Source organism: Candidatus Binatia bacterium (genome assembly GCA_029248525.1).
In the GTDB taxonomy this organism is placed as follows: Bacteria; Desulfobacterota; Binatia; order UBA12015; family UBA12015; genus UBA12015.
Window position 1 is genome coordinate 201,536 of the sequence record JAQWJE010000014.1, and the last position, 24,884, is coordinate 226,419.

Genomic DNA, 24,884 nt, shown 5'->3' on the forward strand with positions numbered 1-24,884 from the left:
CAATCAGCTCCGACGGGCAATCTCGGCAAGGACGCTCACCATCTCGAGCGCGGTCACCGCAGCTTCGTAGCCCTTGTTACCGTGCCCGTCACCAGACCGGGCCAATGCTTGATCCATCGTATCGGTTGTGAGAACCCCGAATGCAACCGCGATCGAATGGCGCAATCCAATTTCATTTACGCCGCGACTCACTTCCTGCGAAATGAAATCGAAATGAGGAGTTTCGCCACGAACGATTGCCCCGAGACAAAGGATTGCCTTGTAGGATCCCGTTCGCGCGCAGGCGTCGGCCGCTGCCGTAATCTCGAAAGCGCCAGGGACGTGAAAGACATCGATCGCCTCCCGCTTCGCACCATATTCGAGCAATCCAGCGATCGCCCCGTCCAGAAGCGACCGCGTCACAGCGCGATTGAATCGAGAAACCACGATCGCATAGCGACCACCACTGGCGTCGAGCGAGCCTGTGAACTCCTGTGTCATCAATCCCCACCGCCCTCGCCGGAAAGCCCGCTGAGCAAATGACCCAGCTTCCTCTTTTTGGTTCGGAGATATTCGATATTGCCATCGTGCGGATCCACTTCGAGAGCCACTCGTTCGGCGACATCGATCCCGTGCTGAGAGAGTCCCTTTATCTTGCGTTCATTATTCGTCAGCAGACGGACCGACCGGATCCCCAGATCGCGCAGAATCTGCGCCGAAATCCCGTAATCGCGAGCGTCTTCCTGAAAACCGAGCTCAAGGTTCGCCTCGACCGTATCCCGTCCCTGGTCCTGCAGAGCATACGCTCGAATCTTGTTCGCCAATCCAATTCCACGGCCCTCTTGATGAAGGTAGACGACAACACCCTCGCCAGCTTCGTCAATCCGGTGCATTGCCGCTTCGAGCTGCTCGCCGCAATCACAACGCCGCGAACCCAGGACATCCCCAGTAAGACACTGTGAATGCACCCGAACCAACGGGGCCCGGTCGGCCTGCAAACTGCCTCGTACCACGGCGAGGTGCTCCGTATCGTCAATCTTGTTGCGGTAGGCCACAGCTCGATAGGTGCCACCGAAGGACGATTCGAGATTCGACTCCTCCAACCGTTCGACAAGGAGTTCATGGCGCAGTCGATGCGCCACCACATCCCCCACAGCCACGACCGGCAAACCATGCGTTTCGGCGAAACCCAACAAGGTGTCCCCAGCGGCCAACTCACCTGCCTCATCCAACACGGCGCAGGTCGCTGCGGCAGGCCGCAGCGAGGCCAGACGCGCGAGGTCAATGGCGGCTTCCGTTGGTCCGGGCTTTTCCAATACCCCGCCCTCGGCGGCCTGAATGGGAAGCACATGCCCGGGCATCACGATATCCGCCGAGTTGCTTCGCGCATCGACAGCCACGCGAATCGTGGCAGCGCGATCAGCTGCCGAAATCCCCGTCGTGACTCCCCGACGAGCCTCAAAGGATGTCCCGTAGGCAATAGCGGCATCGGTGGAACGATCCGCTGCGATCAGCGGAATCCCCAGACGCTCCATGGAGGCCGGCAGCAGAGGCATGCAGACCAAGCCCTTCGCGTGAACCGCCATGAAGCTCACATGATCGTCGAGAACCATCTCCGCGGCCACGCAAAGATCCCCCGCTGTAGGTTGGTTCAGATCATCCACAACCAGAATCATCTTCCCCTCGCGCAGCGCCGTGAGCGCCGGCTCCAGATTGCTTTCTTCCATCCTCAACTATTTCCTTCCCGCTCGTATTGGTCGGCCGGAATGCAGAATATCGCGCCCAACCATCGCTATCTCATGCGCCTCAAGTCGAATACCCTTTCCGGGGTCTTCGATTCCCAGCGGGCCGAGCATGCTTGTCCCGTCACCTCCGATGAAAACAGGCGCCTGAAAAAGTGCCACCTCATCGACATATCCGTGACGCATCAGGGAACCGGCCAGAGCCGCTCCCCCTTCAACCAGTACCGAAAGAATGTCCAATTTGCCCAGATGGCGTAGAAGGCTTTGTGGATCCACCCGGCCCGCACGACTCCCGACCCGCACGACCGTGGCGCCCGCACGGACCAACTCTTTCGCTCGACGCTCCGAAGCCGCCCGCGTCGTCGCAAAAAGGACTTGCCCCCTGCCCTTGTGAAGCAGAGCAGCAGATGGTGGCGTTCGGAGCCGACTGTCCACAATCACTCGGATCGGGTCGCGGCCTCCACGGTTTCTCGCGTTCAGGAGCGGATCATCCGCCAACACCGTGCCCACCCCTACCATCACCGCATCCATTTCATTGCGCCAGTCGTGAACGAGTCGTCGCGCCGGCACACCGGTGATCCAATGAGAGGCGCCGGTGGACGCCGCAATCTTCCCGTCCATCGAGGTGGCCAGCTTCAACCGGACGAACGGCAGTCCGGTTAGAATATGCTTGCGAAAAAAACGGATCTGCTTCTCGCAAGCCTCCTGCTCCACTCTGCGAACAACTTCGATCCCCGCATCCGCGAGCCGGCGAAACCCTCGGCCACGGACCCGAGGGTTCGGATCGATTGCACCACCGACCACACGCGCGATCTCAGCGGAAGCGATCGCGTCGGTGCAGGCACCCGTTCGACCGACGATATTGCAGGGTTCCAGCGTGCAATAAAGGGTCGCTCCGGCAGCCTTTGAACCTGCGGATGCCAGCGCCTGAATTTCCGCATGAGCGCCTCCCGCGGGTTGCGTAAAACCTTCACCCACCACCCGGCCGCTCCGGACAACCACCGCGCCCACAGCGGGGTTAGGACTGGTGCGGCCAGTTCCCTGAGTCGCCAACGCCAGAGCCCGTCGCATATAACGGGCATCTTGGTCAGCCTGAGTCCCTCGGCGGTCCATCGTTCACTTCGCCCGTCTCTCGCGCTTCTTCTTGTTCCCCTTCTTGCCGGTCTTGCGGCGGTCTCGAAGAAGATCTTGAAGTTCGTTCATGAACTCATCAATATCCTGAAATGAGCGATAGACAGAGGCGAATCGCACGTACGCCACGGTGTCCAATTTATGCAAGGCTCGCATCACAGCCTCGCCGATCACCGAGCTGACCACTTCTTTCTCGCCCAGCTCCAACAGAGATCGCTCGATCCGATCTGCCGTCTCCTCGATTGCATCCACGCTGACAGGACGCTTCTCGCATGCCTTGAGCAAACCCTCGCGAAGCTTGCGCCGGTCAAACTGCTCGCGACGATCGTCTTTCTTGACGATCGCCGGGAGATTCTCTTCGACCCTCTCGTAGGTCGTGAAGCGACGGCCGCAGTTTTCACATTCTCGGCGACGCCGAATCACGTCCCCGTCCTTGCCGAGCCGCGAGTCAACCACCCGGTTATTCAGGTCTCGGCAGCCCGGACACTTCAAGGCGCAGCCTGTGCTCCAGGGTACAAGGGAAACTGACGACAGAGTTCCGAGGTTTCCTCAGCAAGAGCCGCCAAAGCTTTTTCGTCACCCACGCTGGCCAGCGATCGTGCGATCAAATCGGCAACTTGCGTCATCTCCCCGACACCCATGCCTCGCGTGGTCACCGTAGGAGTGCCCAACCGAACGCCACTTGTCACAAAAGGCGAACGCGATTCAAAAGGAACCGTATTCTTGTTGGTGGTGATTCGAGCTTCGTCCAGAGTTTCCTGAGCGATCTTGCCCGTCATCTCGGTACCGCTGAAGTCCACCAGCAAAAGATGATTGTCCGTGCCGCCCGACACAAGCTTGAACCCACGCTCGATCAGAGCCGCACCAAGCGCCTGAGCGTTCTTCACGACCTGTTTCTGATACTCCTGAAAATCAGCAGTTGCCGCCTCCTTGAAAGCGATCGCCTTACCGGCAATCGCGTGCATCAAGGGGCCACCCTGGTTCCCCGGAAATACGGAACTATTGGTCTTCTTTGCCTCCACCTCGCGACCCAGAATCAGACCCCCACGAGGTCCACGCAGAGTCTTGTGCGTCGTCGTCGTCACCAGATCAGCATGCGGCACCGGCGAAGGGTGGACACCGGCCGCCACGAGTCCCGCAAAATGCGCCATATCGACGAGCATCTTCGCTCCAGCCGCGTCAGCCGCTTCGCGGAAGGCCGCGAAATCCAACTGACGGGGATAGGCACTGTGCCCGGCAATCAGGAGCTTCGGTTTATGCTCAGCTGCGAGACTCTTGACCTCGTCATAATCGATCCGTTGCGTATCCTCGCGCACACCATAAGGAACCACCTCAAACCACTTGCCGGAGAAATTCACCGGACTGCCGTGAGTGAGATGTCCGCCGTGGGACAGGTTCATCGCGAGGATCTTGTCGCCGGGTGCCAGTTGAGAGAACATCACGGCCATATTGGCCTGCGAACCCGAGTGCGGCTGGACGTTCGCAAACTCGGCACCGAAGAGGCTTTTCGCACGATCGATCGCTACCTGCTCGATCACGTCCACATGCTCGCAGCCACCGTAGTAGCGCTTGCCGGGGAGACCTTCTGCGTATTTGTTCGTGAGAATCGAACCCTGAGCCTGAAGAACAGCGCGGCTGGCGGCATTCTCGGAAGGAATCAGTTCGAGATTTTCCTCCTGCCGCAATGCCTCGCGTTCAATCGCCGCGGCGATTTCCGGATCGGATTCCCTTAAATCTGCATGCAATTTTGTCACGTATTTCCTTCGATATAGGTAACTACGTCCCCCACCGTACGAATCTTCTCGGCCTCCTCATCGGAGATCTCCAGATCGTATTCCTCTTCGAGGGCCATCACCAGTTCTACAATATCCAACGAATCTGCCCCCAGATCCTCGATAAAGGATGCACCCAAGGACACTTCCTCCTCGGCGACGCCGAGCTGTTCGCAGACGATTTCCTTAACTTTGCCTTCAATTTCAGAAGCCATATGATCCCCTCTTTCCCCTCCGGTACCGCCAGAGAGGTTGATATTTAACGGGTTCGTCGAGGCGGTGCCACATCAGCACCGTCCTTCTCAAACGTACATGCCACCGTTCACGGCGAGCACCTGACCGGTAATATAACCTGCCTCGCGAGAGGCAAGGAAACCAACGACAAAAGCGACCTCTTCGGCCGAACCGAGACGTCCGGCCGGAATTCCGGTCAGATAGGCTGCGCGCACGTCATCGGACAGCGTTTCGGTCATTTCCGTGTCAATCATGCCCGGAGCAATCGAATTGACGGTGATTCCGCGCTGCGCGAGCTCGAGAGCAAGCGAACGCGTCATCCCCTCGAGGCCCGCCTTCGTAGAAGCATACGCCACCTGGCCGGGGTTCCCCATCGATGCCACGACCGAACTCAGGTTGATGATGCGACCGTAGCGAGCCCGCACCATGCTGCGCGCCGCGGCGCGCGCGCAATGAAAAGCGCCGCCCAGATTCACCTTGACGATGCGATCCCAGTCGTCGGGCTTGTAGCGCAAGATCAGCCCGTCGATCGCAAGGCCGGCATTGTTCACCAGAATATCGAGTGAGCCTCTGGATTTTGCAAAGGCACGGACCCGTTCCGAGGCTGCTTCAGGGTCGGAGACATCAAACCCCAAGAGCTCACCGCTTCCTCCGAGCGAAGTCACCTCCGCCAAGGTAGAGGCAGCGGCTTCTTCGTTGGAGACGAAGTTGATGCCCACATAAGCGCCCTGACGTGCGAGATGCAGAGCGATTGCACGACCGATTCCACGCGAGGCCCCGGTAACCAATGCCGATTGCCCCGCCAGCGAGTGTTTCCCGGTTTCATCCATCGGTCATTTTCCGTTCTCTTTTTGCAAGGAGATCACGAATCCCGTCGGTGGTACTTGTCGGCGTGCAAGAGTAGCCCCTCGCGATCCTTCGCATCAAACCCGAGAGAACCCGCCCCGGGCCGACCTCGATCGCCGCTGAAGCTTGATGGCTCACATTTGTGGCGCATTCCTCCCAACGCACCGGTGAGGTCACTTGCTCCGCCAAAAGTTCCGGCCACATGCTCGGGTCGAGTATATTCTCTGCTGTCACATTGGCAACAACCGGCACCTGCATCGACCGAAAGGAAATCGCCGCAAGAACCTCTTCCAGTCGGTCGCGTGCAGGTTGCATCAGGGGACTATGAAAGGGCTGGCTCACCTTCAGACGAGTCGCCCGGTGCTTTGCCGCACGGGCCGCGATCTCCAAGCGGTCCAAGGCGTCAACGTGGCCCGCCACAACAACCTGACCTCCGCCGTTCCAATTCGCCGCACCGACGAAACTTTCCGGTCCATTGGTGGCCTCGGAACAAAGCTGTCGCACGATCGATGGCTCGGCGCCGAGCAGTGCGGTCATCCCGCCACATCCCCGAGGCACGGCCTCCCTCATGAACAAACCTCGCTGACGAACAGCGCGTAAGGCATCCGGCAAATCAAGTGCACCCGAGATCACCAGTGCCGACCACTCACCCAGGCTATGACCCGCAGCCAGCGACGGCTTGATGCCCCCCTCCGACTCCAGGGTCCGCGCGATCGCCACAGACATCGCCAAAAGTGCCGGCTGAGCATTCTCGGTCTGCATCAGATCATCGGCGGGCCCCGCCGCGCACAATCCCGAGAGCGAAAAGCCCAGAACATCGTCCGCTTCCGCAAAAACTTCGCGGGCCTGGACGAACTCGGCAATCAAATCGGTGCCCATCCCAACCTGCTGGGCCCCCTGACCGGGGCACAGGAATGCGATCGTTTCAGCCATTATCATCCTCCTTGCGCACGAGGGCTTCCGCCGTTGCGGCTTCGGGGGGATCCGGGTCCTCGTTTCGAGAGGAGCCCCGGAGTCGATTGCGAAGCGATTGCCACAGCTTTCGGGTTCGCGTCTCCGGAACCTCGGCGGGATCGCCCCCCGACATCTCGATGAACCTCTCCATACTTTGTGCGATTTGCAACGGAACCTCGCGCTCGGCAAGTTGCTGGGCCAGAACAATCGCATTCTTCACGGCCGCTGCATCCGAGGAGCCATGCGCTTTCACCAACGTCCCCTGAAGCCCCAACAGGAGCGCTCCTCCAGTCTCTCCGGGATCTACCGCGCGACGAATCTTCAGGATCGATCGCCGCACCAGGAGGTAGGCCAGACGCCCACGAAGCCCCGACCGAAATGTCTCGGAGAGGTTGCCGCCCAGAAATTTGCCGAAGCCCTCGAGACTCTTGAGCGCGATGTTGCCCGCAAAACCATCACACACCACCACATCCGCCTTGTCGTGACAAAGTTCGTTCGCCTCGATCGCTCCCACAATATTCAGCGGGAGCTGAGAGACCAGAGGCAAGGCTCGCCTGACGCGCAGGTCTCCTTTACTTTCCTCCGACCCGTTCGAGAGAAGGGCAACCTTCGGAGCCTGTTGCCCCTGCATGGCTCGCACGTAGGCATCACCCATAACGGCGAACTGCGCCAGATGGACCGGCTTGGTGTCGACGTTGGCGCCTGCGTCCAACAATACCGTGTACCCTTTGGCTCGGGGAATCTGGACAGCAATCGCCGGTCGTTCCACACCCACCACGCAGCCCAGCAAATGACGTCCCAGCACCATTCCCGCGCCAGTATTGCCGGCATAGACGCAGGCTTGAGCCTTGCCGTCCTTCACGGCGGCTACCGCCGCGCGCAGGGAGGTTTCCGGACGACGAAGGGCCTCGGTCGGCGAGTCCTCCATTTCGATTTGTCCGGAGGCGTGGCAGATTTCGATATCAAGGCCGGCGACATCGTGATCCCGGAGCGCCGTTTCGAGCTGGTGACGATCCCCACAGAGAAGCACGCCAGCCTGAAGTTCTCGGGCGGCCCTGACCGCACCGGCCACCAGAGCAGCAGGTGCGTGATCCCCGCCCATGGCATCGACCGCAACGCGCATTTAATCCCGCCAGCCTCGCGGGAGGTTCAGACTAATCGTCCCGGGCTTCTGCGGCCTGGCGACCACGATAAGCGCCGCAGGAACCACAGGCCCGGTGGCGCTGCTTGGGCTCGCCGCACTGGGAGCACGCAACAAAATTCGGTGCCGTCAGCGCATCGTGCGCGCGTCTCATATTCTTTTTCCGGACCGAGGTCCGTCTCTTCGGGACAGCCATGTTCTTCTCCTGGAGGCTTCCGCACTAGTGCGGGATCACTCAACCTCCTGATTATATTTACTTTTCCTGATCAGCGTCCGGTTCAACCGCTTCGACGGCACCAGCTTTGACTTTGAAGTTCTTTAGCACCGCAAAACGTGGATCGGCAGGCTCAGAAGTGCATCTACAGGTTTCTGTGTTGAGATTCGAGCCACAATTAACACAGAGACCGCCGCAACTCTCCTTGCAGAGAAGGCGGCTGGGCAATTGAAGCATCAGTTGCTCCACACACAACGGCTCGAAATCGAGTTCTTCGCCCCCATAATGGCCCAGAGCCACATCATCGGCCCCGAGATCCGTGCCTTTTTCCTCGGGAATCGGCTCGGGCATCAAAACTGTCTGAAAATCGAAGCTGGCCTCGATCGGTACGTTGACCAGACAGCGAGCACAATCCGCGACCACCTCACCCTGGATATTGCCCGAGAGAAAAATATCTTCCGTTGCCCTGTAAACAGTGACTGATGCCTTCAGACCCTCAGGACACCGGTATTCGGCAGGAATCGCCGTCTCGAGTAACTCCGAGATTCGCTCGGCGGTAATCGAGAAGGCGCATTCGCGCGTTTCCTCCGTAATTTCGTCCAATGGCAACTTCATGACCGTGTCCGGTGCTTTGTAGTGGTTGGCCAGCCGAATTCAACGATCTGCCCCCGCACGTTCCAGACGAAGCACCCTTTTGAGCAAATCCGGGAGGCGCCGCAGCGCTGCCTCCTCTCGGCGCCAACGGCCAGCTTCACGGTGCGGAAACCCCGAAACCGTAGCCCCGGGGGGCACGTCGTTCACAATCCCGGTGCGACCCGCAACCCGCGCATCATTCCCGACGACCAAATGCCCCGCAGCCCCGGTTTGGCCCCCCATCTGCACCCGATCCCCGACAGTGGTGCTTCCCGCGAGGCCGGTTTGCGAGGCCAACAAGGCCTCCGCTCCGATCTGGCATCCATGTGCGATCATCACCAGATTATCGAGCTTCGCTCCTGACCTGATCCGAGTCACCCCGATTGTCGCCCGGTCGATCGTTGTATTCGCCCCGATATCCACATCATCGCCAATTTCCAGACGACCAATCTGCGGCATCTTGTGAACACCACCACCCGGCAAGGGTATGTTCCCAAAACCTTCGCTGCCCAGAATAGCGCCGCTCAACACCGTCACCCGATCCCCTATACTGGTGTTTTCCCGAACCACCGCGTTCGCATGCGCGACAAAATCGTCGCCGATGACAGCGCCCGGGTAGATGCACGCCCCCGGATGCAGAATAGCCCGGGCACCGATCTGCGCCCCGCACCCCACACTGACATGAGCACCAATCCGCGCATCCGCGCCAATCGACGCCTCCGGGTGCACGCTCGCGGTGGGGTCTGTTCCCGGCGTACCGCCCGGCCCGGGCTTGAAGAGCTCCAAAGCCATCGCAAATCCGAAATAGGCATCATCCACCCGCAGGACAGCACATCCGGGACCGGGAACATCCCGCCCCAGAATCACCGCTCCCGCGCGCGTCGACTCCAGCTTTTCCAGATATCGAGGATTGGACAGAAACGACAGATCGCGCGCGGTCGCCTCCTCGAGAGGCTGGATCGAATCGATCTCCAGGTCAGCCTTCCCTTCGAGGGTCGCGTTCAAGGATCCGGCAATATCTGCGAGTTTCATAGCTTCAGGCTTTATCAGGAGTCCCTGCGAGGCGGAATCCATTGCCCGAGACTTTCCGCGGAGGATTTACCCACAAGATCGTGGTGAATTGCGTTTTGGACAGCCTGTCGGTAGAAATTTCTCGTGCAAGGAATCTCGAGAAAGAAAGGTATCGCCCTAATTTGGGCCCTGACCGTCATGGCGTCAGCCTGCGCTGCACCGGTCCGAATTCCGCCATCCCGACCGCTGCCCGAAGTGCGCTTCATAGCCCCCGGGGACCCCGCGGCCGTAATCGCCCTTTCGGCCGACGACGAGATCAATCTGCAGCAACGGGACCGACTCCTGCGGGACAGGATTCGGACACTGGAAGGCCTCCTCCAGTCGGAGTAGCCCGACCTGGACGGAGCGAAATCACGGAATGGAATCTCCCGATTGGAGCAAGGGCCTTGTGCCCGCGGTGGCACAGGACGCTGACACCGGAGATGTCTTGATGCTGGCCTATATGAACGAGGACAGCTGGAACGAGACGCTGCGCACCGGACGAGCATGCTACTGGAGTCGATCGCGAAAGAAACTCTGGCGCAAGGGCGAAGAGTCCGGGCACCATCAGGATATCCAGGAGATTCGCATCGACTGCGACAGAGACACGATTGTCCTGAAAGTCCTCCAGCATGGTGCGGCCTGTCACGTCGGTTATCGAAGCTGTTTTTACCGCAAGCTCGAAAATGGCGTGTGGCAGATCTGTGAAACCAAAATCTTTGACCCCGACAGCGTTTACGAGAAGAGCAAATGACCAAAGAAATAGAACCGCTGCGGTTGGGCATCCCCAAGGGCAGTCTGGAAAAAATGACCGTCGACCTCTTCGCCCGTGCCGGGTGGGGAATCCAGACGAGCTCGCGAAGCTACTTTCCTTCGATTGACGATCCCGCCATACGCTGCTCGCTTATGCGTCCGCAGGAAATGTCTCGGTACATCGAGAACGGGACCCTCGACGCGGGCATTACAGGGCAGGACTGGATCACGGAAAATCAGTCCGATGTCGAGAAGGTCGCTGACCTCGTCTACTCGAAAGTCAGCTTGCAGGGCACGCGCTGGGTTCTGGTCGTCAAGGAGGACTCCGCTATCACAAAACCCGAAGATCTGGCGGGCAAGCGAATCTCGACAGAGCTGATCGGGGTCACCAAGCGATTCTTCGCCGACCGCAAGATCGAAGTCGATGTCGAGTTCTCGTGGGGTGCCACCGAAGCCAAGGTAGCCGAGGGCCTGGTCGATGCGATCGTGGATGTCACCGAAACCGGATCCACACTGCGCGCAAACAACCTGCGCATCGTGTCGGAACTCATCCCTTCCAACCCGGTCCTCGTCGCGAACAAAAAGGCCTGGGCTGATCCGGGTCGCCGACGGAAGATCGAGCAAATCGCCATGCTCCTGCGCGGAGCGCTGGAAGCTCAGGGCAAAGTAGGCGTCAAACTGAACGTCAAGGATAGCGGGCTCGAGGAGGTCATTGCCCTATTGCCGAGCTTGACGGCGCCTACCGTCGCCAGCCTTGCCCAGACGGAAAAACTCCACGGTGACAAGTGGTACGCTGTTGAGACAGTAATCGCTGAAGCGACCGTGCGGGACCTGATCCCGCAACTGCTGGATGCCGGCGCAACCGGGATCCTCGAGTACCCGATCAACAAATTGATTTAGGTCGCCTCGCATTTGAGGCGAAAAGATCGGCGCTACTCGACGCCGTTCGTCCCGTCAGGACCAAAGGCAAAGGTAGAACCATTTGCACGGTTCCCTTGGCCATCCACATTCCCTGCGGCAATCACGAACTCGGCCAGATCATTGCGTTCGGCGACGTTGGTATCGAGATTGTTACCCGAAACCGCGATTTCGAAACCGACGCCGTGGTTGGCTCCCGCGTAGTTACCATCCATCGCTGCCGTGACCGTCGCGATATAGAAACCCTGCTCACCATTAGCCTCAGCCCGATTATTCTCGACAATCGTGCCCGCACCGAAGATCTCGAAGCCGACGCCCAAGTTCCCCTGGTCCGCCGGAGTGCCGGCGCCATTATTGTTCAGGTCGTTCAGGAGGGCGCCAACGGCCACCGAATAACCAGCAAGTCCGTTCAAATCACTCCGGTTCGCGGTAAGTTCGTTCGCCGTTCCGTTGAGGCTGATACCGTTGCCGCCATTGGACTTGATCGAATTGCTCTCGATCTTGCTTCCCCAGCCGTCAATTCGCAAACCATCGCCGCCATTGGCGACAAAGTCGCTTTCCTCAACCTGATGGGCGCCTCCCATGATCCAGAGACCGATCCCCTGATTCCCCTCGAATTCAACGGAGGAGACGCGCACGGCCCTTGGATTGATGTTTTCCATGATATCACCGAAGGGCAACCCCAAGATCATACCGATGCCATCGAGCCCTTCCGAGCGGGTGATCCTGGAATTGAGCACCGAGCTATCGTGCCCAGAGACCTCCACACCGATATTGTTCCGATCCGCCCGTATATTATCGATACGCGCCCGAGTGGCACTCAGGCGCACCCCAACCTGCACATTTCGTCGGAACCCGATCGAGTCAATATCGATATTATTGCTGAATCCGACGTCTCCGATTCCGACGGCAAACCTCTGGATGGCCCGAAACTTCTTGATCGAGATATCCGAGATTCCCTGGGCGATTCGAATCCCGAAACCTGTCCGAAGCCGAGAGCTGCGAGGCCCCTCAATCGACCATTTCTCCCGACCAGTCACGCTTACGCCACTGTGGTTGATGACGAAGCCGTCTACCCCTGTTGTCGCATCGCGACAGTCCAGATTCGATTCAAAATCCAGATCGGTATCGTCGCGCTCATCGGAGGAGCCGCGAAAGAATGCTCGATCGAGCACCTGACCGCAGGAAACCGTCGTTTGAATACCGCTCGGGCTGAGCGTGACCACGGCCGGAACAAGATCGGGGTTTTCGTCGCCAGCCAGGTTTGCCTTGCAACTCGAGCGGAAGGTCTGGGTATTAAGCTCGATCAAACCGCGGTACATGCGCTCCCAAAGCATGACAGACAGATAGTCCGGTCGGGACTCCCCCAACGGGCAACCCAACTCCGTCAGCAAAGTCTCGTCATCTTGAGCGTCCTCATCCACACATCGTTCGGTCAATACATCCTGAAGGTCTCCGCGGGCACGCTCCAAACAGGACTCAAGCTTCCCACCCACCGTTGGCAGGTTTGTATCCGGGTCGACGCACGGTTCGCGATAAGACGAACGAAGGTTGGAGAGTTCGCATTTATAATGGCACTTCAGAGCATCGTCATTCACTTCTTCGACGGCCCGAACCAAACGACTCGCGCACTCCTCTGCCTTCTTGGAAACCGCTGCGACAGGTTTCGGGCAGGAGGAATTCAGATTGGTCTTGAAGAGATCAGCCATCAAACTCTCCAAAAACAAACCAGGGCCACTTGTCGATTGATCTACGGCAAGCGAGAGCTCGTCGAGGGTCTTGGCTCCGAGAGGACACACCGCACGAATAGCGGCCGCCCCGCATTTACGAACCTCTCGCCACAGTTTGGAGTTCGCTTTGTATCGATCCTTCAGGACCTCCTCGTCGTCAGCGCAGGAGACGAAAACTTCATCGTCTTCGAGGTCGTCGATCTCGCATTCGCCCAGAATTTCTGCGGTCGAACTGGAGAAACTTTTCAGCCCCTTGGCGATCCGCTTGGAGCAAGACACGATATCGCTGGCGGCAAGCGCCGAAGACGGCAAAGTCGCCAAAAACAGCATGGCTAGACAACTCGCAGCAATGGCTGCCAAGCGCCTCCTGTGGCCTGTCTTCAAGTCCATATCGACCTCGCTAAATCCTTCTGTAGTTTCCGAGCCGAGCGGGGATCGAGGATTGAGGAAGAGGAAGAGGAACTCGGTGCAGATGTGAGATTGCAAAATTCATGCCCGGGCGTGACAGTTCGGCGTTGACAATTCCGATTTTCTCGCCGTGCGGGGATGCAAGATTCCAGATCACGACGGTGATTCTTGCAAAGCTGCCCTGCCGCGAAAGAATCGTCTCATTTGGGTGCTTTAAATTTCAGACTCAATTGCGCGCTGGCGTAGCCCGTCGCACTTCCTTCGGGATTAAACGGAGGACCAAAGGAGTGGAATTCCAGAAGCTTGGGCGTGATTTCGGATCGATCGGAGTCGATCTCGAAGGTCTCCATAAGTTCGGTGCGCACGCTGCGACCATCCGGATCCTCGCTTGTAGAGTTTAGTGCCTGTTCCAGGAAAACGGACGGAGCGGCATAGAGGGCCGTGGCGCCGCCCTCGAATTTGTCGTTATTGCCCGGGATTCCGTCGCAGCCGGCATTGAACAGCGACAAGTCCGGCCGCAGTGTTGCCCGCCCGACGAAAACGCTGCCGGGCTTGCGGCCTTTCTGCAGTCTGGCGTGGACCTGGATATTGCCCGGCGCGATCGCACCCCCGTTTGCGGGGTCACTCGTCTGCGCAGCAAGAATATTGCAGGTATGCTCCCCGACCAATTGCGGATCCGGGATCACCCAGACGGCCCCGGAGATCCAGGCATGATGCGGAAGAGAAAAGGTCACCAACTCCGAAATCGGATCGCCAGCGGGATCAGGCGACAAAACGGCACTGCCTTTGACGGTAACAGCTTGCACCGACACCGGAGCCAATCCCACCGCCAGGATGGATAGCCCCAACGCCGGCCATTTTCGGAAACAGTTCCTTTTCAACACTTCGCTCATTGGCATAGTAAGCCCCTTCGACCTTTGGGGGCACAGATTGGCAATTCAAGCTTCCTGTCGATCCCGCGGGTCTTCAACCCCAGAATGACCGGCGCTTCAGCGACTGTCGGAATGTTGATTTCCTTCAATTTGATCTTGTATTTATAGGACACGATGGCGGTCTTGTCCTCGTTCAGGACCGGCTTGAACAATGCAGAACCCCCACGCGATGGCAGCTTGCATAAAGATGCACCTGAACGGGTGATCGAGCACTGGTCCGCGGTGAAGTTCATCGAGGCATCAATCGTCACGGCTCCATCGGTATTGGTCGCATAGAGCGTGACGTTCAAGCCCCCGGTTGCGTCGAACACGTCGGCCGCAGAATCCGCCATCACGCCGACCGGAAACGTGCCCTTGGAAACAAAGGAGCCTAGTCGAGACAGCCAGGAGAACTTCATCTTCAGATACTGAACAACAAGAACGCCTTCGTCATCATCGCAATTATCAAATGTGGCGTCGCCATCAACGTCTCCGCCATCGCACCCACAAAAGCCGTCCACGCAGGTTTCGCCGGTCGTGGCCGGATCAAGGTCGTCGCAGACAGTATCTTCGGCGACGTAGGTGTCCGGCGGGCAGGCAACGCTCGTTCCGTTGCAGGTCTCGGCCAGATCACAGCTCTCATCGTCTCGGTCCCGGCAAACCTCGCCATCCCCCGAGATCACGTCTTCCGGACAGGCTGCGGCCGCCCCGGTGCAGAGTTCGGCAGGGTCGCAGCCACCTTCCGATGCGTTGCATACCGTTGTAGCGGGTTCGAAGCCGTTGACGGGACATTCGGTAGATACCCCGTCACAAAACTCGGGCACATCACAGACACCCGCAGCACGTCGGCAGCGCTTGTCTGCCATGCGAATCTCATCGCTCGGACAGGTCTTGTTGATGCCGTCGCAACTTTCAGGAAGGTCGCAGTCTCCGGCACGGGAGCGACATAGGAAACTGGAATTATGAACGCTGTCCACAGGACACGTCGGCTGTGTTCCGTTGCAGTACTCTTCCTTGTCACAATCCTCGTCAGCTTCGCGACATTCCCACTCGTCGTCAGCCGGAATGAACTCGTCCACCGGGCATTCGATACTCTCCCCGTCGCAGTATTCCTCGACATCGCAGCAAGTATCGTTATCAATACTGTCCTGATCACATTGGAGGTCTCGGCAAATATCGCCATCAAGTAATTCGTCTTCAGGGCATTCGAAATCGGAACCGTCGCAGTAATCAGGCGCATCGCAGGCGCCAACGGGCGCGCGACATACAACCGTATCCGCCGCGGCCTCATCGTCAGGACAATCGTCGTCCACGCCATTGCAGGTTTCCGCAGCGTCGCAGAGATCCGTCCCGACCCGACAGACGGTCGTACTGTCGAGCTTCACGTCTTCAGGGCAAAGACCCGCCGAACCCGTGCAGTATTCAGCTACGTCACAATCACCTGCCGAGGCGCCGCACTCAAGAGAACTGGGCTGGAAAGCATCACCGGGACAAGCGCCGCTGGAACCATCGCAGACCTCTGCCACGTCGCAGATCCCCACGGAACCGCGGCAAACAACTCCAGCGTCAAAAACGGTATCATCCGGGCAGAACTTGGATTCCCCGGTGCAGGTCTCCTCGAGGTCACAACCCGTCAGGGTTGTGCGGCAGACCACCCCGGATGGGCGCAAGATGTCGGCCGGGCATCCCGCCGTAAAACCGGTGCATTTATCCGCCAGATCGCAGATCCCGCCAGCAGGTCGGCATGTGTCGGTTGCCGATTTGAAATTGCAGGACGCGTCGCAACACAGACCACCGTCGCATTGCTCTCCGGCATCAACCACCGAGTCGCCGCAGACCGCCTCAGCCCGCGAAGGCGCAAACACGCCAGCGAAGAGCAGGAGGAACATCACAAGACCTGCCGAACAGTTCCATCTACGAGAACGCGCAGCTTTGTTTATTTTGTTGGGATGGTCCATCCGTTACCTCGGCTGATCTTGCTTTGGGGCTTGATAAAAGTGCGAAGACAGGCCGCGTCCGAAGGCTCGAAAGCGGCAGTCATATTTTTACTCCTTTACGATGCACAACTCGGGATACGGGAGCAACGGGAAAAGTTCAAAAATTCACTCCCTATCCTGCTTTTCCTCCCCCCAAGGCATCTTCAGGGAGGTCCGCCGTTGAGTCGCGGACCCGATCAGCGCCCTTTTTTCGTGCAGATCCGCGATACATCGCATTTATGCCTTGCTTAAAAACGAATCCGCATGCCAAAATCGACCGAATTCGATGCCTTTTTCGATAGGTTGGCCGTGGTACGAGGCTTGCGTAACAAGGAGTTGTCGAAATACTCGGGGCCACGACCGCAGAATCCCCTACCCTGCACTTCAAAATCTTCTCAGAACCATCGCCGAGTCCCCTTCAAATGATCAACGGCTGCCATACGGCAGGACGAAAACGTACAGGTCCAACGATGAGAAGAGCCCCCAAAGAAATGACGAATTCGACTTCAAAACACAAAAGAGCCCCGAGAAATATAGCTTTTTTCCTTATTTCTCTCCTGATGGCGGTAATCTGGTCTTCGGCGGGCCACGCCCGCGAGATCCGCGAAATCAGGCTCCACCCTCTGGAAATCACACTCGCCCCCGGCGCATCGATGAACCTGCAAGTGTTCGCCCTTTTCGATGACGAAACCGAGGAGGAGTTGACCGAAGGCGTCGTCTTTGAGGTCAAAGATCATAAGGTAGCCAGAATCGACGGCTTCGTTCTGACAGCCACCGGCGGCGGTGACACCCGGATCGAGGCCTCGCATGACGCTTCGAACACCCGAGAAGCGGACCCCGTCGAACTCAATGTTCTGAAGGTCGAAAAGCTCGAAATCAGCCCGACCGCACTGGCCCTGGCCGCAGGCTCCAAGGGCCAGCTGCGAGCCCTCGCCACCCTTGAAGATGGACAAACCGGGGTCGACATCACCGACGGCGTGGATTGGGAGTCTCGGAAAGAGGGTGTTGCCGTGGTCTCGAACACACCCGGTTCCAAGGGTGAGGTCACAGCTCTGAGCGCTGGAATCGCTGAAATCTCGGCCGAAGACCCCGAGTCCGGTGAAAAAACCGAGAAAAATCAGATGCTTGTCACGGTAACCGGCCGCGGCAACGACGGTGACGGGGACAGCGAAGAAGACCCGCCGGAAATCGAGGAACTGACATTTGAGGTCGACAATACAAGTTTGATCCCCGGCGAGACCATGCAAATCGCGGTCACCGCCGAATTTGAGGATGGCTCGACCGCCGACGTAACGGACGATTGCCTCTTCCGAAGTCGACGAGGGAAGGTGGCCAGCGTCAGCAGTACCGGCAGGGTCACCGCCGGCGAATCCGGCACAGCCAAAATCGAGATCGAACATATCTCGGGCGAGGAACCCCGCCGAGATCTGGAGATCTGGGTCGGCGAAGTCGAGCAACTGACGCTCCAACCGAAAAAGCCCCGTCTCGAGGTCGATGAGACACTCGCCTTGAAGGCGCTGGCCACCTACGACAATGGCCGAAGCGCGGATGTCACCCAGATGGTCAGTTGGACCTCCGGCAAGACGCGCGTAGTCACCGTCGGCGAAAACGGCAGCGCTGCCGGCCGCCTTACCGCAATCAGTCGCGGTGAAACTACCGTCATGGCGCGGGACCGTGCCTCGGGCACCAAAACCGAAAAGCGCGACGGTGAAGTCATCGTCACCAACCCGGGCGAGTCACCCGAAGACGTCCCCCCCGATCCGGATGCTGAACGCTCCATCCGAGACATCAAGAATCTCGTATTCCAGCCGGGGTCGATCTCTCTGCGCCCCGGAGAAAGTCAATCCGTAAGAATATCCGCCATCTACAAGGACGGCTGGGCCGAAGATGTCACCGACCTGGTCGAACTTCGGGTTCGGAGTCGCCGCGTCGCGAACGTCGAATCCGGTGCTTTGATCACCGCTATCAGCGGGGGCGAAACCGAGGTTCGTGCACGTTACGCGGACGCAGGGCGGAGCTCACGAGTCGCCTTGAAGGTACGCGTGGCTCAACTCTCCAGCCTCAGAATTTCACCGGCGCGTATTGGATTGGAACCCGGTGCGACGACTCAGCTTCGCGCGCTGGCGAAATTTGATAACGAGACTGCCGAAGTCGATGTCACGGAAACCGTGGAATGGAGTTCGGACCGCACCAAGATCGCCACGGTTGATGATGCCGCACTCCGGGGCCACCTGACCGCAATCGAGCCGGGCGAGACAGAGATCGAAATCCGCGACCCCGAGAGCGGGATTCGAAACGATCGATCCACAGGCCGCGTCGAAGTCGGCTACGACCTGGATCCAGACGGACCTGAAGCCTCCTCCGATACGGTCGTCGGACTCAAATTTGAACCTGATGCCCTGACCCTGAGCGTCGACGAACTGGCTAGTTTCACAGTTCAGGGTGTAGCCGAAGACGGAACACTTTCCCCTCTGCCTCTCGATGAACTGCGACTGCGTGTCGCCTCGAGGCGCATCGCATCCATCAATAATGAAGGATTCATCGAAGGGCGACGCGGGGGCACCACGGCGCTGAACGTGGAATACCGGGAGGAAAATCTCGAAGCAGCGCTGCCCATTACCGTTCGAGAAATCATCCGTCTTGAAATCTTCCCCGCCGACGTCTCTCTCCGTGTTGGCGGAACACTCCAGCTAACCGCCTTGGCGGAATACAATGACGGCACCACGGGTGTCGATGTCACCGACGAGGTCGAGTGGCGTAGCCGGGATCGATCCAGCGTGTCTCTTGATGACTCCGACCAGAAAGGACTGCTCACCGGTCTCGAACCGGGCTCAGGCCGGGTCGAAGTTCGCCACCGATTCTCCAAGACCATGTCCGATGCTTCCACCGGAAGTTTCGAGGTCGTCAGCGGATTGCAGAAAATATACGTTGCACCCGAGAACTTGCTCGCCGAACTCGACGAAGAGTACCAAATGAGTGCACTCGCCATTTTCGAAGATGGCGCAACTGTGGACGTCACCAAAGAAGTCATCTGGAGTGTCAGCAGCCCGAGCATTGCGAACATCAGCGACACGGGGCGCCTTGTTGTGACGGCCCTCAGCAATAATCCGATCTACGTTAAGGCAATCGACCTCCAAACCGGCGTCTCCTCGACTCTCAGCAACGGCGACGCCACGGTATCCACATCGGACCTCAACGGCGGAGGTGGTGACGATGACGGTGGTGACGATGGCGGCGACGATGGCGGCGGGACCAGCCCAACTCCAATCGGGCTGCAAGTGTCCGCGACTCCAGATACCATCGTTCAGGCCCCGCAACGAGAACTTCTCGCGCCTGGCGAGTCCCGACAACTCTACGCGTTGCTCGCGATCTCCGGCGAAGATCGTCCGTTCGACCGAACGTCGAGCTCACTCTGGTTCTCGTCGAACAGCGATGCAGTTCCAGTCGAGCTAGGACGAGTCACCTGTCGCGAGATCGGGATTGCTGTCATTTCCGCGGCTCTCCCTGATGGATCCATGACCTCGACAGGAACTCTGGGCGACGTCACTATCGAGTGCACCGCCGCAGAGCTGGTGGAACTGCGGATCGTTCCGAGCGACCACGACCTCAATTACGGGAAAAGTAAGCAACTCCGAGCTTATCGCGTCTACAGCAGCGGCGTTGAGGTCGAGATCACCAACAAGGTCATCTGGGAGTCCGAAGACCCAGCTTCGGTAAGCGTGATCGAGTCAGGCGCTCAGGGAGGACGAGTGACCGCCCATGACGACGCCATTGTCGAGATCAGCGCATACGACCCTGAGTTCGACATCTCTTCGGAAGACACAGACTCCAACTCCAAGATTGGTGTCAGAAAGACCCGGATTCGGCTCCAGATTTACCCGTTCCTGCCGGCTGTGAGTCCCGACGGAAAGATCCGCGGTCGGGTCGGAGATACCATGGCCCTCAAGGCGAAGGTCTGGTACAAAGCTGGCCCCACGCAGGGTGTCAACTTGTTGGTGAATTGGACTTCATCCGACGACACGGTGGTCCAGATGGGAACCGGCCGGACATCAAGCGCCGAGTTCAAGGTCAATCAGGGTCGCTTCCTTTCCGATGGGGAAGTGGTCATTACAGCGACTTGGCCAGCGGATGAATTCTCCAACGAACTTTCGGATACTATCGAGGTCGAGGTAAGCGAATGATCATCGGAAGCCCCCCTCCAAGGGGGGCTTCCGATGGCATCCTAATGCTTGATCTTGACCTGCTCGGGAGTTTTGAACTTCCCACCTGCAGCCAGCCACGCCTTCATGACATTCGGCGCATCTTTCTGCGGATTGTAAACGTCTTCCTCTGACGACCACCGGCCCTCTCCCGCGTAGACAATCCGGGTCCAGTTCGGAAACCGATAGGGCGTCCCATCGGGCTGAAAGGGCTCCGGGAAGGCATTCCAGGATTCCCAAACCACAGCGCCCCGCTCCGCATCGATGACCGACCAGCCCTCCGGGAATGTCATGGTGGGGAAGGGCTTCATCACACCAACAATCCATTCACGGATCGCCTCCCGGCCTTGCAGTTCTCCATAAGCGTGCTCCGTATAGTGGGCATCTTCAGTAAAAAGATCCGCCCACGCGTCCCAATTTCCGGTCCGCGAAGCTCGATCGCGCACTTGACGGTAGTGCTGGAACGCTTCCAGCAATTCCTCTCGGGTGAATTTCCCCATTCATCTCTCCCGGGCCATGACCCACTCGCCCGGACCAACCCGGGCTGCCATCCTTTTGACCCGTCCCGCTTCGTCCGTCAATCCTGACGTTCGCCGCACGCCCGATGGTGCCGGCGATCCGGCACCAGATTTCCTGAGGGCTTCGAAAACCCTGGCGCCTGAGCAGCGGGGAATCGAATGCAGGGAAATCCGCTGATTCGAATCGCGCGCGCCTCCGGACAAATCGCAATTAATCGCGGCGCACGCAGCTGCTGGCGGCGTTCAAACAGGCCGCCTCAAGGCCCTTTCCCCAGAACAATCATCGTCCGAAGCATCAAACCGTGAAGCGCGTGACGCGGCCTAGGCGCTACTCACGCCGACGGATCAACCCACAGCCCTGTCGGCCGGACATCGTCTCGCGCCTTCGTCCTTGCCCCCGGTTTCGAAAGCCACCGAAGCATCAACGGCCCTTGCGCCGCCGGGCTTCGGTTCGAGTGGTGGGTTCTTCAGAGGCGATTGTCGGGAACGGCAACCCCGTTCTCGACCTCGCCGTCGGCCCTACTCGACCGTTGTTCCGTCCTGGCCGAAAGAAATCTCCTCGCCATTGGCGACGTTGCCGCCAAGGTCAACATTATAACGACCGATCGAATACTGCGTTGGTCGATTTCGATAGCTACCGTTGCCACCTAACTCGTTCTCGATCCCTGTCACCGTGATGCCGCCACCCTTGCTACCGTTACCTCGTCGGGGGTCGCCGGCGCTATTATTGGTGATCGTATTGCCATTTCCGGTAACCGCAAAGGCCGCGAGTCCGTTACTCTCCGATTGGTTTTCGTTGATGATATTATTGACGCCGCGAACTTCCAGCCCGAAGCCCTGACGACTGTCGCGGAACAAATTGCCGTCGTAAAGCGAATCGGATGTATCGGATTCAATGGCGGAATAGCGCGAGCGCGTGACTCGATTGTCCAGAACGCGGTGAAAACTTCCCACCAGATCCACGCCGACGCCATTGTGCTCGAAAAACATATCGCGCACCTCTACCGCCACGCCGTTAGCGTCGGCATCCATTCCTCGCACCAAAAGCCCGACACCGCGACTCCCGTCGCATCGGCGAATCGTCGAATCACGGATCACGATATTATCGCCTTCCAGGATCGCGCCTATTTTATTTCGGTCCGCATAGAGGCCCTCGATCACGACCCCCGGAGAGTGGATGGACAGTCCCGCCGTATCATTCCGGCGTAACGCGACATTCTGAATGCGAAGGCCGGTATTCAGCCCCGAGTCAGCAATACCCACTCCGAATCTGCGGATCGACTTCAGGTTCTTCAGGGTGATATTCGTAGCGCCCGGAAGCAGTCGGATACCCGCGCCCGTGCGATAGCGGCTTCTATCCATCCCGACAAGGCCGTACTCATCCGCACCATCAATCGTAATTCCGGTCGCGCTGACCATCAAGCCATCGATCGCGGCCTGCACGGAATCGCAGTTCACATTGCTATCGAGTCTGAGGATCGAGTTCCCCGCCATGAAATCGGCATCAACGAGCGTGCCGCAACTGACCGTGACAGGTGAGCCACTTGGCAACAAGGTCGCAGATGACGGCACCGTATCCACGACGATATCCGTCTCGGAGCGACAAATGGAATGAAAAAGGCCCAGATTCAAAGACTCGGCCATCTGCAAAAATTCCGTCGCGACAGAAGCGGCCACAGCCACCGATGTCGTTTGCCCGTCCGGACAACCCAACTGGTCGACCCCATCGTCGCTGCACTTGCGATCCATCGTCGAGAAGAACGCCGTCAATTCCTTGTTGACGCAGTCGCTGACCTTCGAGGTTGTCGGCGCTCCCGTGCTCACATCAACACAGAATTGTTCGACGTCATCCTGCTTCATCTGCTTCAATTCGCAGTCAGCAAAGCATTCCTGCAATTCCTCGAAAAGTTCTCCACCGTTCCGCGAAAGAACCTTGACGCACTCCTCCGCAGGGCGGTCAGCATCCCAACCCGGCCTCGGAGAACAACCGGATGCGCTAATCGGTGCCACGAACAATCTCCCTACCAAAGCTTCCAGTTGCGAAGCGATGGACGACGGGTCGCCCTCCGAGGCAAGCCCCGCGGTCAAGGAGACACTATTCCGGGCACCCAGGGGGCAGAGGTTTGCAAGCGCTCCCTCCTTGCAGTTTCGGATCTCTCTTTCGAGGCGCTGATTGGCTGCGGCGAGGTCCTTTGTCTTGCGCTCGTCCTGACCGCAAAACTTCGGTCGGGAACTCGCAATTCGCTTTGCCTCGCAGCCCGACTTGGCTTCGTAGACCCGCGTCGTAAAATCGACCATGGCTTTGGAAACAGCCTGTGCGCATCGGACCGTATCCTCATCCGCCTGAGCACGTGCCTCCCGAGGAGATCCCCCCTCAAGCAGCAACATTCCCGTCAAAACCGAGAGAAGAAAATAGAATTTTTTGTTCTTCATGACCGAACTCCTCGAGACCCTGTGGGACTCCGTGCGGAACCCCGATAACTCTGAATTTTAGCGCCTGGCAGGCCTTGTTCGCAAGACACAATCTTTGTCCCCGAGAATGATTGTGTCTTTAAAAGACACCAAGGGAAATCACCTACGAGGTCAAGGGTTTACGCTAGCTGGTGGTCTTCAGGATGGATCGAATTGAGGCTCGAACTGCCGATCGAACTAAGGATCAACGTCGGTCGAGTCGCACATCGACTCCATGGCGCACTCCGTAGCCTACTTTCGGCCTGCGAATTGCCAGAGGCCGGAACCCGGCACGAGATCAGGCCGTGCCCGAGGTCGCGTTATACTCTTCCTCTGTGTAGCCCAAGGCATCGAGAAACGGAGCCTTTTCTTCGCCGGGCATGATATAAATGCCCTCCCAACCGCAAACCTCTTCACACAGTCGGCAACCTACGCAGGTCTTTTCGTTCACGATCACTTTACCCAGAAAGCTTGCCTCGTTGCCGGGAGCCGAGTCCAGAGAATCGAAAGGACAGACGTCGATGCAGACACCACAACCGTTGCAATTATCAGGGTGAACGATGGCAACCGGCCGCTGGGGTTTCTTCAACACGGAAGTCATGTTTCCGAAGGTGTCGAGAATCGCTTCGTCCGGACAGATCACGCCGCAAGCGCCGCAATCGATACACATTGAGCCCTCGATCAAATAGGCTTTTTTAGGGTCACCCGAGATGGCTCTTGTCGGGCATCTCTGCTCGCAGGCGCTACATCCCGTGCAATTCTCGGCGATGATCGTAAAGGGCATAGATCCGTACTTTCTCTGTTATTCCCGCTATTCCTGCATTCGGCGAAGCACTTCGTCTTCACGTCCCTGACGGATCAGCTCATCATTCTTGCGAGCTTCCTTGAATCCGAGAAAGGTAAAACCCAACACCAGAACCAGCATCCCGATAATCGGGAGATTGTCCGGACGAATCAACATCATCATGAATTGGGTCAGTGCGGGCGTGGTCGGATCGTAATGCATAGCCTGAAAATACCAATGGTAGGGGGCGAGGTCAAATATCGCCCAACTGCGGTAGCTTTTCCTTCAAATCGAGAAGATCCGTCATTTCTCTGCGCATCGCCCTCAAACGACCAAGAAGGCCATGCACACGAAGCAGACCCGCATCGATCTCTTCCTTGGCAACCTGCTCGGTCGCGACACGCACCTGGCCATGTTGAGAAATCAGATCCTCGACACTGCGAAACCCCGAATGGCCGACTCGTCGGCCAATTTCGCCCCAAATCCGCAGAAGGTCATCGGCCTCCTTCTTGATCTCCGCATCGTCCACAGCGACGATTT

At 58.4% G+C, this 24,884-nt stretch carries 23 protein-coding genes; 3 read left to right on the forward strand and 20 right to left on the reverse strand.

Annotated elements, in window-relative coordinates:
• Positions 1–3 precede the first annotated feature (3 nt).
• From ribH to lpxD, 12 genes are all read right to left on the reverse strand, one after another.
• The gene (gene ribH / locus P8K07_04150) at positions 4–480 is read right to left on the reverse strand and encodes a 6,7-dimethyl-8-ribityllumazine synthase (GenBank protein ID MDG1957713.1); all 477 of its coding nucleotides are present in this window, start codon (positions 478–480) and stop codon (positions 4–6) included.
• Entirely contained in the window at positions 480–1,706 is a 1,227-nt protein-coding gene (ribA, locus tag P8K07_04155; protein MDG1957714.1) for a GTP cyclohydrolase II, read from the reverse strand. The genes ribH and ribA overlap by 1 nt, the downstream gene beginning before the upstream one ends.
• 6 nt (positions 1,707–1,712) lie before the next feature.
• Positions 1,713–2,834, reverse strand: coding sequence for a bifunctional diaminohydroxyphosphoribosylaminopyrimidine deaminase/5-amino-6-(5-phosphoribosylamino)uracil reductase RibD (ribD, locus tag P8K07_04160; GenBank protein MDG1957715.1), 1,122 nt, complete (start codon positions 2,832–2,834; stop codon positions 1,713–1,715).
• A gap of 3 nt (positions 2,835–2,837) precedes the next feature.
• On the reverse strand, positions 2,838–3,344 hold the full coding sequence (gene nrdR / locus P8K07_04165; protein ID MDG1957716.1) for a transcriptional regulator NrdR: 507 nt from the start codon (positions 3,342–3,344) through the stop codon (positions 2,838–2,840).
• Positions 3,341–4,597: a serine hydroxymethyltransferase gene (gene glyA / locus P8K07_04170; GenBank protein ID MDG1957717.1), complete on the reverse strand. Its 1,257-nt coding sequence runs from the start codon at positions 4,595–4,597 to the stop codon at positions 3,341–3,343. The genes nrdR and glyA overlap by 4 nt, the downstream gene beginning before the upstream one ends.
• A 5-nt stretch (positions 4,598–4,602) precedes the next feature.
• Positions 4,603–4,839 carry an acyl carrier protein gene (gene acpP / locus P8K07_04175; protein MDG1957718.1) on the reverse strand — a complete coding sequence of 79 codons (237 nt, stop codon included), beginning with the start codon at positions 4,837–4,839 and terminating at the stop codon, positions 4,603–4,605.
• A gap of 87 nt (positions 4,840–4,926) precedes the next feature.
• Positions 4,927–5,688, reverse strand: coding sequence for a 3-oxoacyl-[acyl-carrier-protein] reductase (fabG, locus tag P8K07_04180; protein MDG1957719.1), 762 nt, complete (start codon positions 5,686–5,688; stop codon positions 4,927–4,929).
• Positions 5,681–6,637, reverse strand: a complete 957-nt coding sequence (gene fabD / locus P8K07_04185; GenBank protein ID MDG1957720.1) for an ACP S-malonyltransferase — start codon at positions 6,635–6,637, stop codon at positions 5,681–5,683. The genes fabG and fabD overlap by 8 nt, the downstream gene beginning before the upstream one ends.
• Positions 6,630–7,781 carry a phosphate acyltransferase PlsX gene (gene plsX / locus P8K07_04190; GenBank protein MDG1957721.1) on the reverse strand — a complete coding sequence of 384 codons (1,152 nt, stop codon included), beginning with the start codon at positions 7,779–7,781 and terminating at the stop codon, positions 6,630–6,632. The genes fabD and plsX overlap by 8 nt, the downstream gene beginning before the upstream one ends.
• A 31-nt stretch (positions 7,782–7,812) precedes the next feature.
• Positions 7,813–7,995 carry a 50S ribosomal protein L32 gene (rpmF, locus tag P8K07_04195; protein MDG1957722.1) on the reverse strand — a complete coding sequence of 61 codons (183 nt, stop codon included), beginning with the start codon at positions 7,993–7,995 and terminating at the stop codon, positions 7,813–7,815.
• Between the two features lie 57 nt (positions 7,996–8,052).
• Positions 8,053–8,628 carry a DUF177 domain-containing protein gene (locus P8K07_04200; GenBank protein MDG1957723.1) on the reverse strand — a complete coding sequence of 192 codons (576 nt, stop codon included), beginning with the start codon at positions 8,626–8,628 and terminating at the stop codon, positions 8,053–8,055.
• A gap of 39 nt (positions 8,629–8,667) precedes the next feature.
• The gene (gene lpxD / locus P8K07_04205) at positions 8,668–9,678 is read right to left on the reverse strand and encodes a UDP-3-O-(3-hydroxymyristoyl)glucosamine N-acyltransferase (protein MDG1957724.1); all 1,011 of its coding nucleotides are present in this window, start codon (positions 9,676–9,678) and stop codon (positions 8,668–8,670) included.
• A 397-nt stretch (positions 9,679–10,075) separates the two neighbouring features.
• Between lpxD and hisI the strand changes: the two genes are divergently transcribed.
• Positions 10,076–10,450 (forward strand): phosphoribosyl-AMP cyclohydrolase, encoded by a 375-nt coding sequence (gene hisI / locus P8K07_04210; protein ID MDG1957725.1) that lies wholly within the window; start codon positions 10,076–10,078, stop codon positions 10,448–10,450.
• The gene (hisG, locus tag P8K07_04215) at positions 10,447–11,349 is read left to right on the forward strand and encodes an ATP phosphoribosyltransferase (protein MDG1957726.1); all 903 of its coding nucleotides are present in this window, start codon (positions 10,447–10,449) and stop codon (positions 11,347–11,349) included. The genes hisI and hisG overlap by 4 nt, the downstream gene beginning before the upstream one ends.
• A 32-nt stretch (positions 11,350–11,381) precedes the next feature.
• On the opposite strand, the gene P8K07_04220 is transcribed toward hisG, so the two are convergent.
• The 3 genes from P8K07_04220 to P8K07_04230 form a co-directional block, all read right to left on the reverse strand.
• Positions 11,382–13,487, reverse strand: a complete 2,106-nt coding sequence (locus tag P8K07_04220; protein MDG1957727.1) for a right-handed parallel beta-helix repeat-containing protein — start codon at positions 13,485–13,487, stop codon at positions 11,382–11,384.
• A gap of 218 nt (positions 13,488–13,705) precedes the next feature.
• The gene (locus P8K07_04225; GenBank protein MDG1957728.1) at positions 13,706–14,332 is read right to left on the reverse strand and encodes a hypothetical protein; all 627 of its coding nucleotides are present in this window, start codon (positions 14,330–14,332) and stop codon (positions 13,706–13,708) included.
• Positions 14,333–14,394: 62 nt separating this feature from the next.
• Positions 14,395–16,305, reverse strand: coding sequence for a hypothetical protein (locus P8K07_04230; GenBank protein MDG1957729.1), 1,911 nt, complete (start codon positions 16,303–16,305; stop codon positions 14,395–14,397).
• A 647-nt stretch (positions 16,306–16,952) separates the two neighbouring features.
• Between P8K07_04230 and P8K07_04235 the strand changes: the two genes are divergently transcribed.
• Positions 16,953–20,573 (forward strand): Ig-like domain-containing protein, encoded by a 3,621-nt coding sequence (locus P8K07_04235; protein MDG1957730.1) that lies wholly within the window; start codon positions 16,953–16,955, stop codon positions 20,571–20,573.
• Positions 20,574–20,614: 41 nt separating this feature from the next.
• On the opposite strand, the gene P8K07_04240 is transcribed toward P8K07_04235, so the two are convergent.
• From P8K07_04240 to P8K07_04260, 5 genes are all read right to left on the reverse strand, one after another.
• Positions 20,615–21,091, reverse strand: a complete 477-nt coding sequence (locus tag P8K07_04240) for a nuclear transport factor 2 family protein (protein MDG1957731.1) — start codon at positions 21,089–21,091, stop codon at positions 20,615–20,617.
• Between the two features lie 537 nt (positions 21,092–21,628).
• Positions 21,629–23,542: a NosD domain-containing protein gene (locus tag P8K07_04245; protein ID MDG1957732.1), complete on the reverse strand. Its 1,914-nt coding sequence runs from the start codon at positions 23,540–23,542 to the stop codon at positions 21,629–21,631.
• 316 nt (positions 23,543–23,858) lie between these two features.
• Positions 23,859–24,344: a 4Fe-4S binding protein gene (locus P8K07_04250; GenBank protein MDG1957733.1), complete on the reverse strand. Its 486-nt coding sequence runs from the start codon at positions 24,342–24,344 to the stop codon at positions 23,859–23,861.
• Between the two features lie 27 nt (positions 24,345–24,371).
• Positions 24,372–24,566, reverse strand: a complete 195-nt coding sequence (locus P8K07_04255) for a hypothetical protein (GenBank protein MDG1957734.1) — start codon at positions 24,564–24,566, stop codon at positions 24,372–24,374.
• Positions 24,567–24,597: 31 nt separating this feature from the next.
• Entirely contained in the window at positions 24,598–24,873 is a 276-nt protein-coding gene (locus P8K07_04260; protein MDG1957735.1) for a hypothetical protein, read from the reverse strand.
• Positions 24,874–24,884 lie beyond the last annotated feature (11 nt).